This is a genomic window from Rhizobacter sp. OV335 (genome assembly GCF_900142965.1).
GTDB lineage: Bacteria > Pseudomonadota > Gammaproteobacteria > Burkholderiales > Burkholderiaceae_C > Rhizobacter.
This window is the reverse complement of the sequence record NZ_FRCQ01000007.1, coordinates 118722-135097: the sequence shown is the minus strand read 5'-3', so window position 1 is coordinate 135097 and position 16376 is coordinate 118722. Positions and strand designations below refer to the sequence as shown.

The window sequence follows — 16376 nt, the reverse complement described above, 5'->3', positions numbered from 1 at the left end:
TCAGCCCTTCGGCGCGCGCGGCGCGAAGATGATCTTCCAGGTTCCCCGCAGGTCGCGCACCTCGGCGTTGTGCAGCGCGCCCTTCTCCACCAGCAATCGATGCAGACGAGGCAGGTGGTAGTGAGGCACGGCGGGGTACAGGTGGTGCTCCAGGTGGTAGTTCACATGGTGCGGGAACAACAGCGCGCGGCCCATCACGTTGGCGACACCGCCGCTCGTGCGGTTGCTGCGCGCGGCCGTCAGCGGCGACGACAGGTCGGTCACCCCGCCGTGCTCCATGATCGCGCGCAGCCGCAGGATGGGCTGCAGCACCGTCAGCAGCGGCAGCAGCCACAGGATGGCGTACTGCAGCAGGCCGCGCCCGCCGCCGAAGGCCCAGCAGAGCAGCGGGGCGGCGACCTGGAAGGCCACCACCGCCCAGCGGTCGCGGCGCGCGCTGGCGCGCAGTTGCGGCGAGGTGTCGTCCAGCGGGCGCGCCGCCTTCTGCGTCACGTCATTGAGTGCCGGCGCGCCGAAGAAATACGCGAAGGTCTTCCACGCATTCCAGCCAACCAGGTCCTGGCCCAGCTTCTTCCACAGGTAGCCCACGCCGCGCGGGTAGCCGCCGTGGATGGCGGTGTCCGGGTCTTCCGCGGTGTAGAGGTTGTTGTGGTGCAGCCGGTGGATCACGCGGTAGGTGCGCATCGAGATGCCGCCGGCCATGCCGATCAGCCGACCCACCGCATCGTTGACGCCGCGGTGGCTGAACAGCCGGTAGTGCGCCGATTCATGCGCCAGGATGAACAGGCCGTGCTGGTGCACGCCGATCACCAGCACCGCCAGCACCGCGATCGCCCAGCCCCACGGCATGCCCCAGGTGAGCAGCGCCGCGGCAACGGCCAGCGCGATGCTGCCGAAGGTGGTCAGCACCGCGCCGAACGAGCGCCAGTCGTTCAGCTGCGTCAGCGACGCGATCTCGTCGGCGTTCAGGATGCGGCGCGCGGCCGCATTGCCGGAACCAGCCACGCGCGCCGCCGCAGTGCGCGGCGGTTCGATCGGCCGCAGGTCTTCGCGGAACTCTTCGCCCGCGACAGGGGTGGATGAGGTCTTCATCGCAGGTCCTCCAAACGCTGTCGGGGTTCGACCACCGACAGCGTCTCGGGTTCAGACGAGCTTCACCAGTTGCTTGCCGAAGTTCTGGCCCTTCAACAGCCCCAGGAACGCCTCCGGGGCCGACTCGATCCCCTGCGCCACCGTCTCGCGGTACTTCAGCTTGCCGGTCGCCACCAGCGTGCCCAGCTCCTTCAGCGCTTCCGGCCACACGCCCATGTGCTCGCTGACGATGAAGCCCTCGAGCTTCAGCCGCGACTGCAGGATCAGCTGCGGGTGCGTCAACGGGATCGGCTGGCCGTCGTAGCCGGAGATCATCCCGCACAGCGCGACGCGACCGAACGCGTTCATGCGCGCGAGCACGGTGTCGAGCATCAGCCCGCCGACGTTCTCGAAGTAGCCGTCGACGCCGTCCGGCGTGGCCTCTTTCAGCGCGGCGTACAGCGCCTTGGGGTCGCGGTGCGCCTTGTAGTCGATGCAGGCATCGAAGCCCAGCTCGTCGACCACGTAGCGGCACTTGTCCGGCCCGCCGGCGATGCCGACCGCGCGGCAGCCGCGCACCTTGGCCAGCTGCCCCACCGCGCCACCGACTGCACCGCTGGCCGCGCTGACGACGATGGTCTCGCCCTCCTTCGGCGTGCAGATCTTCACCAGGCCGTACCATGCGGTCACACCCGGCATGCCGACCGCACCGAGGTAGGCCGACAACGGGATGTGCGCGGTGTCGACCTTGCGCAGCGTGCCGGGCTGGCTCGCGTCGACCACGCTGTACTGCTGCCAGCCGCCCATGCCGACCACCTTGTCGCCGGCCTTGAAGCCCGCGTGGCGCGATTCGACCACCTCGCCGGCGGTGCCGCCGATCATCACCTGGTCCAGCGGCTGCGGCTGCGCGTAGCTCTTGCCGGCGTTCATGCGGCCGCGCATGTACGGGTCGAGCGACAGGAAGTGGTGCCGCACCAGCACCTGGTTGTCCGCCAGCGCCGGCACCGGGGTCGACACGAGGCGGAAGTTGGCGGCGACGGCTTCCTTGTCGGGGCGCGACGCGAGAACGATCTGCTGGTTGGTGGCGGTCATGGCTTGTCTCCTGTGTGTTGTCTTGTGAAGTCAGTCGGAGGCGTTCGAGCGGAGGATCTTGCGTCCCCCTGCCGGAAGCCCTTGCAGGTACTTGAAGGTGCCGCTGGCACTCGCGAGCAGCTCGCCGTTCGCGTCGATCACCGTGCCCTCGCAGAACGCGAGCGACGCGGTCGCGTGCAGCAGCTTGCCGCGCGCGACGATGCGGCCGAGGCCGGGGCGCATGAAGCTCGTCTTCATCTCGATCGTCACGACGCCGGTGCCGCCCGGCTGCCCGCCCGGCTTGATCGAGCTGCTGCGCGCCGCATGCGCCATCGCGACGTCGAGCAGCGTCATCGTGACGCCGCCGTGCGCGACGCTCCACGAGTTGCACAGCTCGTCGCGCAGCGTCAGGCCGATCTCGGCCTCGCCGTTCTCGAACTTCAGCAGCTCGAAGCCGAGCTGGTCGACGAAGGGGATGTGGACGGGAAATTCCATCTCAGTGGCCATGCACCGCGCTGACGCCACCATCCACCGCGAGGATCTGGCCGGTGATGTGCTTGCCCGCGGCCGACGCGAACAGCAGCGCGACGCCCTTCAGGTCGTCGTCGTCGCCGATGCGGCCGAGCGGCGCGCCGGTCGCGAGCGCCTCGACGCCCACCTTGGCGATCGTGCCGGCCGTCATCTTGCTCGGGAACATGCCCGGCGCGATCGCGTTGACGGTGATGCCGTGGCGGCCCCACTCCGCCGCCAGCGTGCGCGTGAAGTTCACGACCGCGCCCTTGCTGGTGCCGTAGGCGATGTACTTCATCGTCGACGGCGAGCCCGACAGCCCAGCGATCGACGCGACGTTGATGATGCGACCCGACTGGCGCGGGATCATGCTGAGTCGCCCGATCGCCTGGCTCATCAGGAAGATGCTGCGGATGTTCAGGTTCATCACCTTGTCCCAGGCCTCCAGCGGGTAGTCCTCGGCCGGTGCACCCCAGGTGGCGCCGGCGTTGTTGACGAGGATGTCGACGCGGCCGAGCCGCTGCATCGCCTCGTCGGCCACGCGCTGGATCTCGTCCGGCTGGCTCGCGTCGGCCGCCACCCATCGCGTGTCGATGCCACGTGCCTGCAGGTGGGCCGCGGCCTCTTCCAGGTCAGCCGCCTTGCGCGAGGTCAGCAGGATCTTCGCGCCGGCCTCGCCCAGCGATTCGGCGATCTGCAGGCCGAGCCCGCGCGAGCCGCCCGTCACCAGCGCGGTCTTGCCTTCGAGGTTGAACAAGGTCTGGATCGGCGTGCTCATGGATTCGGTCTCCTAGTCGTTGTGCCTGTTGAGGGATTTGAAGAACGCATCGCTGTTCGTCTCGCGCCCCAGGAAGTTGCGCATCAGCTGCGCCGGCGCCTGCTGGCTGCCCTGCGACAGCACCTGCTCGCGGTAGCGCATGCCGACCTCGCTGCTGAGCTTGTCGGCGGCGAACGCGGTGCGCAGGTCTTCGGCCAGCACCAGGCTCCACAGGTAGCCGTAGTAGCCCGAGGCGTAGCCGGTCGCGATGTGCGAGAAGCCGGCCGGGAACATGCTGCCCTTCACGTGGCCGAGCGGCGTCGCGCCTTCCATGCGCTGCCAGGTGGCCATCGGCTCGGGCGCATCCTTCGCGTACAGCGCGAGGTCGTAGCTCGCGTACAGGTGCTGGCGCGCCACCGCGATGCCCTTCGCGAAATCGCGCGCCTTCGAGGCCCGTTCCACCAGGTTGTCCGGGGCCGGCTTGCAGCTCGGGCAGACCTCCTTGAACAGCGCCAGCACGCGCGCGTCGTAGACCCAGTCCTCGAGCATCTGCGACGGCGCCTCGACGAAATCGAGCTGCACGTTGGTGCCGCCTTGCGTCGCGTAGCGGGTGTTCGACAGCAGCCCGTGCATCGCGTGGCCGAACTCGTGCAGCAGCGTCTCGAGCTCGTCGATGTTCAGGCCCTGGCGGTTGAAGTTGACAACGAGGCCGGCGGCCGGCGTGCGGTTCACGAGCGTCGACGGGTTGCGGAAGCTCCAGACCGCCGCATGGTTGTACTTGCCTTCGCGCGGGTACAGGTCGACGAAGAACGTGCCGAGCACCTTCTTGCTGGCGACGTCGCGCACCTCGAACGACTGCGCGTCGGGGTGCCACAGCGCCTGATGCAGCGGCTCGAACTGCACGCCGAACAGCTGGCCGGCGACGCGGAACACGAAGTCCAGGCTGGCCTGCGGCGGGAAGTAGGTGCGGAACTCCTCGGCGTCGAGCTGGAAGCGGTTGCGGCGCTCGCTGAAGGTGTAGTAGGTCAGGTCCCAGCGGTTCAGCGTGGTCGATTCGAGCGACTGCTTCAGGTCGCGGGCCTTGGCTTCACGCAGCAGGCCGAGGTCGGCCACTTCGCGCTGCGCGACGGCGTCTTTCACGGTGCCGAGGAAGGTCTGCACCGCCGCGGCGTTGCCGGCCATGCGGCGGCGCATCGCGAAATCGGCATACGACTCCAGCCCGAACAGCTGCGCGTACTCGCGGCGCAGCTGGCCGAGCTGCTGCAGCGTCTTCAGGTTGGCGGTGCCACCCAGGCTCTGGAACGCCCGCCACATCCGCTCGCGCGTGGCGCCAAGAGTCGCGTTCTCGATGATCGCGTCGTAGCTCGGGTAGTCGAGGCCGAACACGTAGCGGCCGGTCGCATCGCGCTTGCGGTCTTTCAGGGCCTCGGCCGGCACGCCGTCGAGCTCTGCGGGCGCGAACGCGACGCGCGTCTTGTCGTCGCGGATGCGGCGGTCGAACAGCTGGCCGAGCCGGGTGATCTCGTTGCTGAGCTTCTTCGCGCGCGCCTGGCGGGCCGGCGCCAGCGCGACGCCAGCGTCTTCGAAGGCATCGAGCGTGTCGCGCAGCAGGCGGGCATCGATGTCATCGGCGGGCTTCACCTGCTTCAGCAGCGCGTAGATCTTGGGGTTCTGCAGGAAGCTGTTGCGGAAGTTCTGGTAGCCGAGGTCGCAGGCATCGGCCGCATCGCGCACCGCCTTGTCGGGGTGCACCGCGTTCAGCAGCGACAGCGGCCCGACGATGTCTTCGTAGCGCCGGTTCATGCCGTCGAGTTCGGCGAGCAGCGTCGTGGCCTGTCCCGCCTGCAGGCGCTTCTCGTCGGCGCGGGCGCTGGCGATCAATGCCTTGCAATCGGCATCGGCCTGCGCCGCGTTGCGGTAGTTCGGGAACACGTACGACGGCGTGGCCGACTGGGCGACGGCGCTGCCGGCGACGAGCGCGATGGCCAGCAAGGTGAAGCGAAAGTTCATGGGAGTCCGGATCAAAAGGTTCAGGTGGGGCTCTTCATGCGCGAGCGCACGTAGATGAGCACGATGCCGCAGATCGCGACGACCCCGCCGACCACCGCGATGCCCCAGCCCAGCGGCTCCACGTAGCGTTGCACCGCGAGCCCCAGGCCGACGCCCAGCAAGCCGGCGTAGATCAGCACCCAGACGAGGGTTTCGACGGTCGAAGTCTTCATCGCAATCTGGCCCGGCGTCAGAACCAGGCATCGTTCATGGAACGGCAAGTATCGTCCCGCGTCTCGACCACCTTCAGCCAGGCGGGGACTTTGGGCAGTTCGTAGCGGAAGAAGAAGCGCGCTGCCGCCAGCTTGCCGTGCAGCAGCGCGGTGTCGCCCTGCCCTGCCGCCGTCGCTTGCTCCAGGTGCTCTTGCGCGCAGATCGCGACGTCCAGCCAGACCCAGGCCAGCACGGTGTGCCCGAAGGCCTGCAGGTAGGGCGTGGCATTGGCGAGTGCCTCTTCGGGCACGCCGCTGGCCCATGCGGCCTTGGTGGCGTTGCCCAGCGCCTTCAGCGCCCCGGCCAGCGCGTTGGCGTGTTCGGCGAGTGCAGGCAGCATCAGCGCGCGCTGGATCGTCGCGTTGACCTTGTTGGCGAGCAGCATCAGCCCCTTGCCGCCATCCATCACGACCTTGCGGCCGAGCAGGTCGAGCGCCTGGATGCCGTGGGTGCCCTCGTGGATCATGTTCAGGCGGTTGTCGCGCCAGTACTGCTCGACCGGGTAGTCACGCGTGTAGCCGTAGCCGCCGAGCACCTGGATCGCGAGGCTGTTGGCCTCCAGGCACCATTCGCTGGGCCAGCTTTTCGCGATGGGGGTCAGCATCTCCAGCAGCAGCCCGGCTTCGGCCGCGAGCTCGGGCGGTGCGGTGTGCAGTTCGTCAACGAGGCGGGCGCAGTACAGCTCCAGCGCCAGCGCGCCTTCGCAGTAGCTCTTCTGTGCGAGCAGCATGCGTTTGACGTCGGCGTGCTGGATGATCGGCACCTGCGGCCGCGTTGCATCCTTGCCGCCCGGCCCGATGGGACGGCCTTGCGGGCGCCCGCGCGCATAGTCGAGGCTCGCTTCATAGCCGGCATAGCCGAGCATCGTCGCGCCAAGCCCGACGCCGATGCGGGCCTCGTTCATCATGTGGAACATGCAGCGCAGCCCTTCGCCGGGCTGTCCGACGAGGTAGCCGATGGCGCCGGCCGACCCGCGCACCGGAAACTTCCCTTCGCCGAAGTTCAGCAGCGTGTTCGGAATGCCGCGATAACCCAGCTTGTGGTTGAGCCCGGCGAGCGCCACGTCGTTGCGTTCGCCGGTGAGGCGGCCTTCGGCGTCGACCATCTTCTTCGGCACGACGAACAGCGAGATGCCGCGCGTGCCGGGAACGAGTGCGCCATCGGGCCCGGGGATCTTCGCGAGCACCAGGTGGACGATGTTCTCGGCCAGCTCATGCTCGCCGTTCGAGATCCACATCTTGTTGCCGCGCAGCCGGTAGCGTGGGCCGAGCGGGTCACCAGCCGCATCGGCGCCATCAAGCGTGGCGCGGGTGACGATGTCCGACAGGCTCGACCCGGCCTGCGGCTCGCTCAAGCACATGGTGCCGAAGAAGCGCCCGGAGAACTCGTTCTTCGCAAACACTTCTTTCTGCAGCGGCGTGCCGTGCGCCATCAGCAGGTTCGCATTGCCGCTGGTCAGCATGCCGCCGCCGCCCATGCCGATGCCGCCTTTCGCGAAGAAGGCATTCGCGGCCATCTCGATCACGCAAGGCAGCTGCATGCCGCCGATCTCGTAGTCCTGCGCCGCGGCGAGCATGCCGGATTCGACATAGGCCCGCGAGGCGTCATGCGTCGCTTGCGGCTGGATCACGCGCTCGCCGTCGAAGCGCGGCTCCTCGGCGTCGGTGACCCGGTTGAACGGCGCGAACTTCTCGCGCGCGATGCGTTCGCAGGTGTCGAGCACGGCGTCGAAGGTGTCGCGCGAGTGGTCGGCGAAGCGGCTGCGGTTCTTGAGCGTGTCTGCCTGGAGCCAGTCGTACAGCAGGAAGTCGAGTGTCTGTCGCATTTTGGATCCTGTGTTCGCAGAACGACAACCGTTCGCCCTGAGCCTGTCGAAGGGTTGGTGCCCTGGCACGAGGGCTTCGACAAGCTCAGCCCGAACGGGTGTTCATCAGCATCGCAGCTCCCCACCCGCGCCATTGCTCACAGCACTTCGAACACGCCAGCGGCCCCCATACCTCCGCCAATGCACATCGTGACGCAAACCCGCTTGGCCCCACGGCGCTTGCCCTCGATCAACGCGTGACCGGTGAGACGCTGACCACTGACTCCATACGGATGCCCGACAGCAATCGCCCCGCCATTGACGTTCAGCCGGTCCATCGGAATCCCCAGCGTGTCCGCGCAATACAGCACCTGCACCGCGAAGGCCTCGTTCAGCTCCCACAGGTCGATGTCCTGCACGGTGAGCCCGAGCCGCTTCAGCACCTTCGGCACCGCGAACACCGGGCCGATGCCCATTTCATCGGGCTCGCAGCCCGCCACCGCGAAGCCGAGGAAGCGCCCCAGCGGCTTCAGCCCGCGTTGCTGCGCCAGCGTTTCGCTCATCACGACGCAGGCGCCCGCACCATCGCTGAACTGGCTTGCATTGCCAGCCGCGATCAGCCCGCCCGGCAAGGCCGGCTTGATGCCTGCGATGCCTTCGACCGTCGTGCCGTAGCGCAGCCCTTCGTCGACGCTGATCGTCACTTCCTTGCTGCGCAGCCCCATCACCGGATCGGCCACGCCCGCGGTCACCGTGACCGCCACGATCTCGTCGCTGAACTTGCCGGCATCCTGCGCCGCACAGGCCTTCTGCTGGCTCGCCGCGCCGTACGCGTCCATGCGGTCGCGGCCGATCTTGTAGCGCTTGGCCACCTGCTCGGCGGTCTGCAGCATGCTCCAGTAGATCTCCGGCTTGTGCTCGCGCAGCCAGGGGTCGACGATCATGTGCTTGTTGGCCTCGTTCTGCACGCACGAGATGCTCTCGACGCCGCCAGCCACGTAGATGTCGCCCTCGCCGGCGATCACGCGCTGCGCCGCCATCGCGATGGTCTGCAGGCCGCTCGAGCAGAAACGGTTCACTGTCACGCCGCTCGTCGTCACCGGCAGCCCGGCGCGCAAGGCGACCTGACGCGCGATGTTGCTGCCGGTCGCGCCCTCGGGCGTCGCGCAGCCCATGATCACGTCGTCGACCTCGGCCGGCGCGATGCCGGCGCGCTCGACCGCGGCCTTCACCGCGTGGCCGCCCAGCGTCGCGCCGTGCGTCATGTTGAAGGCGCCCTTCCAGCTCTTGGCCAGCGGCGTGCGGGCGGTGGAAACAATCACTGCATTGGTCATGATGGTGGTTCCCTGTTCAGGAGAAAGTCTTGCCTTCGGCCGCCAGGCGCGCCAGCAACGGCGCGGGCTGCCAGAACTTCGCGTCGTCGTGCGGGTTCTTCGCGAAACGGTTCATCGCCGCCACCACGTTGAACAAGCCCACGGTGTCGGCATAGCACATCGGCCCGCCCCGGTGCAGCGGGAAGCCGTAGCCGGTGAGGTACACCATGTCGATGTCGCTCGCGCGCAGCGCAATGCCCTCCTCGACGATCTTCGCGCCCTCGTTCACCAGCGCATACACCAGCCGGTGCACGATCTCGTCGTCGCCGATCTTGCGCGGCGTGATGCCGAGTTCGGCGCGGTGCTTCTCGATCATCCCGTCGACCAGCGCGCTCGGGATCGCATCGCGCTTGCCCGGCACGTAGTCGTACCAGCCGGCACCGGTCTTCTGGCCGAAGCGCCCCATCTCGCACAGCAGGTCGGCGGTCTTGCTGTAGCGCAGGTCCGGCTTCTCCAGGTAGCGGCGCTTGCGGATGTACCAGCCCACGTCGTTGCCCGCGAGGTCGCCCATGCGGAACGGGCCCATCGCGAAGCCGAATTTCTCGACCGCCTTGTCGACCTGCTGCGGCGTGCAGCCCTCTTCCAGCAGGAAGCCGGCCTGGCGCGAGTACTGCTCGATCATCCGGTTGCCGATGAAGCCGTCGCACACGCCCGACACCACGCAGGTCTTCTTGATCTTCTTGCCCAGCGCCATCACGGTGGCCAGCACGTCCTTCGCGGTCTTCTCGCCGCGCACCACCTCCAGCAGCTTCATCACGTTGGCCGGGCTGAAGAAGTGCGTGCCGATCACGTCCTGCGGGCGCTTGGTGAACGACGCGATCCTGTTGACGTCCAGCGTCGAGGTGTTGCTCGCGAGGATCGCGCCGGGCTTCATGACCTCGTCGAGCGTCTTGAAGACCTGCTCCTTCACGCCGATGTCCTCGAACACCGCCTCGATCACCATGTCGGCGTCCTTCAGGTCGGCGTAGTTCAGCGTGGTGCTCAGCAGCGCCATGCGGGCATCGAGCTTGTCCTGCTTCAGCTTGCCCTTCTTGACCTGCGCGTCGTAGTTCTTGCGGATGATCGCGACGCCCTTGTCCAGCGCCTCCTGCTTCATCTCGAGCATCACGACCGGGATGCCGGCGTTCAGGAAGTTCATCGCGATGCCGCCGCCCATCGTGCCGGCACCGATCACCGCGAGCTTCTTGACGTCGCGCACCGGCGTGTCGGCCGGCACGTCGGGGATCTTGGTGGTGGCGCGCTCGGCCACGAAGGCATGGCGCAGCGCGCGGCTCTCGGGCGTCATCATCAGCGCGATGAAGGCCTCGCGCTCCTGCTTCATGCCGTCGTCGAACTTCTTGTAGACCGACGCGGCGACGGTCTCGACGCACTGCAGCGGCGCCGGGAAGTTGCGCGACATCGCGCCGACGGTGTTGCGGGCGAACTGGAAGAACGCGTCGGGGTTCGGGTGCTCGGCCTTCAGGTTGCGCACCAGCGGCAGCGGGCGCTTGTCGGCGACCTCGGTCGCGAACGCCACCGCACCGGCCAGCAGGTCGCCATCGATCATCTTGTCGAACAGCTTCTGCCCCGGCGCCATCGCCAGCAGCTCGCTCTTGACCGGCTCGCCGCTGACGATCATGTTCAGCGCGTTCTCGACGCCGATCACGCGCGACAGGCGCTGCGTGCCGCCGGCGCCGGGCACCAGGCCCAGCTTCACCTCCGGCAACGCGACCTGCGTGCCGGGCGCGGCGACGCGGTAGTGGCAGCCGAGCGAGAGTTCGAGCCCGCCCCCCATGCACACCGTGTGGATCGCGGCGACCACCGGCTTGGTGCAGGCCTCGACCGCGAGGATCACGCTCAGCAGGTTCGGCTCCTGCAGCGCCTTCGGCGAGCCGAATTCGCGGATGTCGGCACCGCCCGAGAAGGCCTTGCCGGCGCCGGTGATCACGATCGCCTTGACCTTGTCATCGGCCCGGGCCTTGTCGAGCCCGTCGGTGATGCCCTTGCGGGTGTCGTAGCCGAGGCCGTTGACGGGCGGGTTGTCGAGCGTGATCACGGCAACGGGGCCGCGAAGTTCGTAGGTGGCGCTCATGCAGAGTCCTCCGGGTGGTGGAGAGTGGGAATAGAACGATCGTTCGATTCTAGGAAGGAATCGTGGCGGGGTGATGTCTCGTCAGCGACAAGATCTTCTCTCCTCCGTTCGCCCTGAGCTTGTCGAAGGGCTTGCTCGAACACTTGCCGCTCTCGCTGAGCCTGTCGAAGCGCTCGCGCGACGCGGGGACTTCGACAAGCTCAGTCCGACCCTTCGACAAGCTCAGGGCGAACGGAGTTCGGGGGTGAAGTCTCAAACCTCAAGCCATTCCTTGCGAATATAGGCGTTGCACTTCAGGTCGTCCGGGCTGCCCTCGAAGACGATCCGCCCGTGCCCCATCACATAGCAGCGCTGCGAAATCTCCAGCGCGATCGTCAGCTTCTGCTCGACCAGCAGCACCGAGACGCCGCGCCGCTTCAGTTCGTTCAGGTACTGCGCGACCTGCTCGACGATCTTCGGCGCCAGGCCTTCGGTCGGCTCGTCGATCATGATCAGATCCGGGTCGCCCATCAGCGTGCGGCACAGCGTCAGCATCTGCTGCTCGCCGCCCGACAGCACGCCGGCCTCGGTGTGCTGCCGCTCCTTCAGGCGCGGGAACATCGCGTACATGTCGTCGAACGACCAGCGCGGCTGCGGCCGGCCCCGCTTCTGGCCAAGCAGCAGGTTCTGGTGCACCGTCAGCTTCGGAAAGATGTCGCGGTTCTCCGGCACGTAGCCGATGCCCTGGTGCGCGATCTCGAAGGCCTTCAGCCCGAGCAGCTCGCGCTCACCCCAGCGCACCGAGCCCTTTCCGTCGACCAGGCCCATGATCGCCTTCACCGTGGTCGAGCGCCCCGAGCCGTTGCGCCCGAGCAGGCTGACGATCTCGCCGGGCTTCACGTCCAGCGTCACGCCGTGCAGCACGTGGCTCTTGCCGTAGAACGCGTGCAGGTTATCGAGTTTCAGCATCGCATCAGGCTCCGTGCGCTTTTTCGTGAGCCACCAGCACGGAGCCCAGGTACGCCTCCTGCACCTTCGGGTTCGCCCGCACCGCCTCCGGCACGTCGAACGCGATCACCTCGCCGTACACCAGCACCGCGATCTTGTCGGCCAGGCCGAACACCACGCCCATGTCGTGCTCCACCGTCAGCAGCGTCTTGCCCGCCGTCACCTCGCGGATCAGCTGGATGAAGCGCGTCGTCTCGCTCTTGCTCATGCCGGCGGTCGGCTCGTCGAGCAGCACCACGCTGGCACCGCCGGCGATCGTGATGCCGATCTCCAGCGCGCGCTGCTCGGCATAGGTCAGGTTCATCGCCTGCACGTCGCGCTTCTTGTCGAGCTTGATCATGCGCAGCACCTCGTCGGCGCGGTCGTTCGCGTCGCGCAGGTCGGCCAGGAACTTCCAGAACGCGTAGCGGTAGCCCATCGACCACAGCACCGCGCAGCGGATGTTCTCGAACACCGACAAGCGCACGAACAGGTTCGACACCTGGAAGCTGCGCGCGAGGCCCATGCGGTTGATCTCGTAGGGCTTGCGACCGGCGATCGACGCGCCGTTCAGCCGGATGTCGCCGGTGCTGATGCCGAAGCGCCCGCTGATCAGGTTGAACAGCGTCGACTTGCCGGCGCCGTTCGGGCCGATGATCGCGACCCGCTCTCCGGGCTTCACCTGCAGGCTCGCGCCGCGGATGATCTCGGTCTTGCCGAAGCTCTTGCGAACGTCGGTGAGTTCCAGTGCGAAGGGATGCGCGCTCACAAGGCCTCCCTCCGCTTGATTTCCTTTTCGATCTCTTGCTGCGTCTGGTCCCACTGCCGCTTGAACTCGCGCCGCGCGACCTCGAACATCGCGATGCCGATCGCCATCACGAATACCGCGCCGAACCAGCTGTCCAGGCCCTGCACGTTCAGCGTGCCACCCATGAAACGCAGCGTCGGGCCGAGCGCCGAATTGAGCTGCACGTGGTAGATCATCTCGACGATCGCCGCCGCACCGGCCAGCGCCACCGCGCCGGTGCCGCCCAGCGCCAGGTACGACGACGCGAGCCGGCGCAGCTTGCCGAAACCGGCCACGCGCAGGTTCATCATGATCAGGCTCGAGATGCCGCCGGGCGCGAACATCACCATGAACATGAAGACGAGCCCCAGGTAGATCTGCCAGGCCTTCGTGATCTCGGAGAACAGCACGAAGGCCAGCACCAGCAGCACCGCGCCGATGATCGGCCCGAAGAAGAAGAACGCACCACCGAGGAAGGTGAACAGCAGGTAGCTGCCCGAGCGGAAACCACCCACGGAATCGGCGGTGACGATCTCGAAGTTCAGCGCCGTCAGCCCGCCGCCGATGCCGGCGAAGAAGCCGGCGATGACGAACGCCAGGTAGCGCACCACCTGCGTGTTGTAGCCGACGAACTCGACGCGCTCCGGGTTGTCGCGCACCGCATTCAGCATGCGGCCGAACGGCGTGCGCGTCAGCGCGTACAGCGCCGCGGTGCAGACGAAGCAGTAGATCGCGATCAGGTAATACACCTGCACCTGCGGCCCGAAGGTGATGCCCAGCACCGCCTTGCCGGCCACGCGGTTCGAGCTGACTCCCCCTTCGCCGCCGAAGAACTCGGGGAACATCAGCGCCATCGCCGCGATCAGCTCGCCGACGCCCAGCGTGATCATCGCGAAGGTGTTGGCCGATTTCTTGGTCGTCACCCAGCCGAGCAGCGCCGCGACGCCCGCGCCGGCCAGCCCGCCGACCAGCGGCACCAGGCTCATCGGCAGCGGCAGGCGCCCGGCTCCTATCAGGTTCATCGCATGGATCGCGAAGAACGCGCCCAGCCCGACGTACACCGCGTGCCCGAAGCTCAGCATGCCGCCCTGGCCGAGCAGCAGGTTGTAGCTCAGGCAGATGATGATCATGTAGCCCATCTGCGACAGCATCGTCATCGCGAGGCCGCTGGTGAACAGCAGCGGCGCGCCGACCAGCAGCAGCGCGAACACGCCCCACATCACCCACCGGCCGACGTTCCAGGGCCGGAAGTGGATGCGCTGGCCACGCGCTTCCGGGCCGGTGGCTTGATCGGCAGCCGGCACGGCGGGTTTCAGCACGGCACTCATCCTTCCCGCGTCCCCATCAGGCCCTTGGGGCGGAAGATCAGCATCAGCACCAGCAGCAGGTACGGCAGGATCGGCGCCACCTGCGAGATCTTCAGCTTCAGCAGCGGGTAGCCGAAGCTCTCGGGCGTGATCGCGAGGCCGGCCCACTGGAGCGCGCCGAGCGCCGACTGGTCGAGCGCGACCGCGAAGGTCTGCACCAGCCCGATCAGCAGCGACGCGACGAACGCGCCGGCCAGCGAGCCCATGCCGCCGACCACCACGACGACGAAGATGATGGGCCCGACCGCGCCGGCCATCGTCGGCTCGGTGACATAGGCGTTGCCGCCGATCACGCCGGCCAGGCCCGCGAGCGCCGCGCCGCCGCCGAACACCCCCATGAACACCAGCGGCACGTTGTGGCCCAGCGCCTCGACCATGTCGGGGTGCGTCAGCGCGCCCTGGATCACCAGCCCGATGCGGGTGCGCGACAGCAGCAGCCACACCGACACCAGCATCAGCAGCGCGACGAACATCATGAACGCGCGGTACATCGGGAACTGCGTGCCGTACAGCGTGAACAGCGGGCCGTCGAGGATCGCCGGCACGCGGTAGTCGACCGCCGAGCGGCCCCAGGTCAGCTGCACCAGCTCGAGGATCACGAACGACAGCCCGAAGGTGATCAGCAGTTCGGCGACATGGCCGAAGCGGTGCACGCGGCGCAGGCAGAAGCGCTCGAACAGCGCGCCGACCACGCCGGTGAGCAGCGGCGCGACCACCAGCGACGGCCAGAAGCCCAGGAACAGCGTCGTCGTGTACGCGAAGTAGGCGCCCAGCATGTAGAAGCTCGCGTGGGCAAAATTGAGCACGCCCATCATGCTGAAGATCAGCGTCAGGCCGGAACTCAGCATGAACAGCAGCAGGCCGTAGCTGATGCCGTTCAAGAGCGATGTGGTGAAGAACTCCATGGGGTCCGTCAAGAAAAATCCCGCGGCGACCGGGTGGCCGACCGCGGGATTGTCAGTGCTGTGTTCAGGCTCCCGGACGCTTCATCTGGCACGACGTCGGCGTGCTGGAAACATAGGGCTCGTAGAACTTGTCCGGCGCGAAGGTGTAGCCGGTGCCTTCCACGTTGTACTTGTTCTTCGCATCGACCTTGCGCCAGGTGCTCAGGTACAGGCCCTGCTGCATCTGGTGGTCGGAGGCGCGCATCGTGATGTCGCCGCTGAAGCCCTTCACCGTCAGGCCCTCCATCGCGGCGGCCACCTTGACCGGGTCGGTGCTCCTGGCCTTGGACATCGCGGCCGGCAGCATCGTGAAGATGTTGTAGATGTCGGTGGTGAAGAAGTCTTCCTTGAACTTCTTGTTGAACTCCTCGCCGACCGCGGCGATGTCGCCGGGAATGTTGTGGTGGGCGTACGCGATCATCTTGACCTTGCCCTCGCCGGCCGCGCCGATCGCGGTGGGCGTGCCGATCACGCTCGCGTAGTAGGTGTAGAAGGTGACGTCGAGGCCGGCATCTTTCGCGGCCTTGATCAGCAGCGTCAGGTCCTGGCTCCAGTTGCCGGTGATCACGGTGTCGGCGCCGCTCTGCTTGATCTTCGCGACGTAGGGCGAGAAGTCCTTCACCTGGCCGAGCGGCGTCAGGTCGTCGCCGACGATCTGGATGTCGGGGCGCTTGCGGGCCAGCGTCTCCTTCGCGAACTTCGAGACCTGCTGGCCGTGCGAGTAGTTCTGGTTGATCAGGTAGACCTTCTTGATGGACGGCTGGTCCTTCATGTAGGTCGTCATCGCCTCCATCTTCATCGAGGTGTCGGCGTCGAAGCGGAAGTGCCAGTAGTTGCACTTGCTGTTGGTGAGGTCCGGGTCGACCGCGGAGTGGTTCAGGAAGACGATCTCCTTGCCCGGGTTGCGCTCGTTGTGCTTGGACACCGCGTCGATGATGGCGGCCGCCGCGCCCGAGCCGTTGCCCTGCGTCACGTAGCGGAAGCCCTGGTCGATGGCCGCCTTCAGCACGTTCAGGCTCTCTTGTGGCGAGGCCTTGTTGTCGAAGCCGACCACCTCGAAGGTGACGCCGGCCGGGTTCTTCTTGCCGCTGATGCGCTCGGCCATGAACTGGAAGCTCTTCAGCTGGTTCGCGCCGAGGCTCGCGAACGGCCCGGACAGCGGATCGATCCACGCGATCTTGACGGTTTCACCGGCCTGCGCGAAGGCGATGCCGGCATGCAGCGAGAAGGCCGCCGCGACGGAGAGACCGAACAGCTTCCGGGTGAATTCCATGGGAACCTCGCGAGTTGATTGCGACAACGGCGAACGGTAATGGAAGCGGGTAGATGACTGTTTGAGGGACTACCCGACAGGCACTGTCACGGGAGAGACAGGAGCGGCCCGCACAGCGGA

The 16376-nt window shown here is 67.2% G+C and carries 14 protein-coding genes; all 14 read right to left on the bottom strand.

Going from position 1 to position 16376, the window contains the following annotated elements:
- The gene (locus BUE42_RS09940; protein WP_073464812.1) at positions 1-1092 is read right to left on the bottom strand and encodes a fatty acid desaturase family protein; all 1092 of its coding nucleotides are present in this window, start codon (positions 1090-1092) and stop codon (positions 1-3) included.
- 51 nt (positions 1093-1143) lie between these two features.
- Positions 1144-2163, bottom strand: coding sequence for an NADP-dependent oxidoreductase (locus BUE42_RS09935; protein WP_073464810.1), 1020 nt, complete (start codon positions 2161-2163; stop codon positions 1144-1146).
- Between the two features lie 30 nt (positions 2164-2193).
- Positions 2194-2637, bottom strand: a complete 444-nt coding sequence (locus tag BUE42_RS09930; RefSeq protein WP_073464808.1) for a PaaI family thioesterase — start codon at positions 2635-2637, stop codon at positions 2194-2196.
- Position 2638: 1 nt separating this feature from the next.
- Positions 2639-3430: an SDR family oxidoreductase gene (locus tag BUE42_RS09925; RefSeq protein WP_073464806.1), complete on the bottom strand. Its 792-nt coding sequence runs from the start codon at positions 3428-3430 to the stop codon at positions 2639-2641.
- A gap of 12 nt (positions 3431-3442) precedes the next feature.
- Complete coding sequence (locus BUE42_RS09920; protein WP_073464804.1) at positions 3443-5419, bottom strand: M3 family metallopeptidase; 1977 nt, start codon at positions 5417-5419, stop codon at positions 3443-3445.
- 20 nt (positions 5420-5439) lie between these two features.
- Positions 5440-5631: a hypothetical protein gene (locus tag BUE42_RS09915; RefSeq protein ID WP_073464801.1), complete on the bottom strand. Its 192-nt coding sequence runs from the start codon at positions 5629-5631 to the stop codon at positions 5440-5442.
- A 17-nt stretch (positions 5632-5648) separates the two neighbouring features.
- The gene (locus BUE42_RS09910) at positions 5649-7496 is read right to left on the bottom strand and encodes an acyl-CoA dehydrogenase (protein ID WP_073464799.1); all 1848 of its coding nucleotides are present in this window, start codon (positions 7494-7496) and stop codon (positions 5649-5651) included.
- Positions 7497-7633: 137 nt separating this feature from the next.
- The gene (locus BUE42_RS09905) at positions 7634-8809 is read right to left on the bottom strand and encodes an acetyl-CoA C-acyltransferase (RefSeq protein WP_073464797.1); all 1176 of its coding nucleotides are present in this window, start codon (positions 8807-8809) and stop codon (positions 7634-7636) included.
- A 16-nt stretch (positions 8810-8825) separates the two neighbouring features.
- A complete protein-coding gene (locus tag BUE42_RS09900) occupies positions 8826-10919 on the bottom strand; it encodes a 3-hydroxyacyl-CoA dehydrogenase NAD-binding domain-containing protein (protein ID WP_073464795.1) in 2094 nt (697 codons plus the stop codon).
- Between the two features lie 252 nt (positions 10920-11171).
- On the bottom strand, positions 11172-11867 hold the full coding sequence (locus BUE42_RS09895; RefSeq protein WP_073464793.1) for an ABC transporter ATP-binding protein: 696 nt from the start codon (positions 11865-11867) through the stop codon (positions 11172-11174).
- Between the two features lie 4 nt (positions 11868-11871).
- Complete coding sequence (locus tag BUE42_RS09890) at positions 11872-12654, bottom strand: ABC transporter ATP-binding protein (RefSeq protein WP_073464791.1); 783 nt, start codon at positions 12652-12654, stop codon at positions 11872-11874.
- Positions 12651-14000: a branched-chain amino acid ABC transporter permease gene (locus BUE42_RS09885; RefSeq protein WP_083614024.1), complete on the bottom strand. Its 1350-nt coding sequence runs from the start codon at positions 13998-14000 to the stop codon at positions 12651-12653. The genes BUE42_RS09890 and BUE42_RS09885 overlap by 4 nt, the downstream gene beginning before the upstream one ends.
- Positions 13997-14944: a branched-chain amino acid ABC transporter permease gene (locus tag BUE42_RS09880; protein ID WP_073464788.1), complete on the bottom strand. Its 948-nt coding sequence runs from the start codon at positions 14942-14944 to the stop codon at positions 13997-13999. The genes BUE42_RS09885 and BUE42_RS09880 overlap by 4 nt, the downstream gene beginning before the upstream one ends.
- A gap of 64 nt (positions 14945-15008) precedes the next feature.
- Positions 15009-16256, bottom strand: coding sequence for a branched-chain amino acid ABC transporter substrate-binding protein (locus BUE42_RS09875; protein WP_073464786.1), 1248 nt, complete (start codon positions 16254-16256; stop codon positions 15009-15011).
- Between the last annotated feature and the right edge of the window lie 120 nt (positions 16257-16376).

Coding starts and splice junctions, on each gene's coding strand:
- BUE42_RS09940 (WP_073464812.1), bottom strand. CDS start 1,092: ATGAAGACCTCATCCACCCCTGTCGCGGGCGAAGAGTTCCGCGAAGAC.
- BUE42_RS09935 (WP_073464810.1), bottom strand. CDS start 2,163: ATGACCGCCACCAACCAGCAGATCGTTCTCGCGTCGCGCCCCGACAAG.
- BUE42_RS09930 (WP_073464808.1), bottom strand. CDS start 2,637: ATGGAATTTCCCGTCCACATCCCCTTCGTCGACCAGCTCGGCTTCGAG.
- BUE42_RS09925 (WP_073464806.1), bottom strand. CDS start 3,430: ATGAGCACGCCGATCCAGACCTTGTTCAACCTCGAAGGCAAGACCGCG.
- BUE42_RS09920 (WP_073464804.1), bottom strand. CDS start 5,419: ATGAACTTTCGCTTCACCTTGCTGGCCATCGCGCTCGTCGCCGGCAGC.
- BUE42_RS09915 (WP_073464801.1), bottom strand. CDS start 5,631: ATGAAGACTTCGACCGTCGAAACCCTCGTCTGGGTGCTGATCTACGCC.
- BUE42_RS09910 (WP_073464799.1), bottom strand. CDS start 7,496: ATGCGACAGACACTCGACTTCCTGCTGTACGACTGGCTCCAGGCAGAC.
- BUE42_RS09905 (WP_073464797.1), bottom strand. CDS start 8,809: ATGACCAATGCAGTGATTGTTTCCACCGCCCGCACGCCGCTGGCCAAG.
- BUE42_RS09900 (WP_073464795.1), bottom strand. CDS start 10,919: ATGAGCGCCACCTACGAACTTCGCGGCCCCGTTGCCGTGATCACGCTC.
- BUE42_RS09895 (WP_073464793.1), bottom strand. CDS start 11,867: ATGCTGAAACTCGATAACCTGCACGCGTTCTACGGCAAGAGCCACGTG.
- BUE42_RS09885 (WP_083614024.1), bottom strand. CDS start 14,000: ATGAGTGCCGTGCTGAAACCCGCCGTGCCGGCTGCCGATCAAGCCACC.
- BUE42_RS09880 (WP_073464788.1), bottom strand. CDS start 14,944: ATGGAGTTCTTCACCACATCGCTCTTGAACGGCATCAGCTACGGCCTG.
- BUE42_RS09875 (WP_073464786.1), bottom strand. CDS start 16,256: ATGGAATTCACCCGGAAGCTGTTCGGTCTCTCCGTCGCGGCGGCCTTC.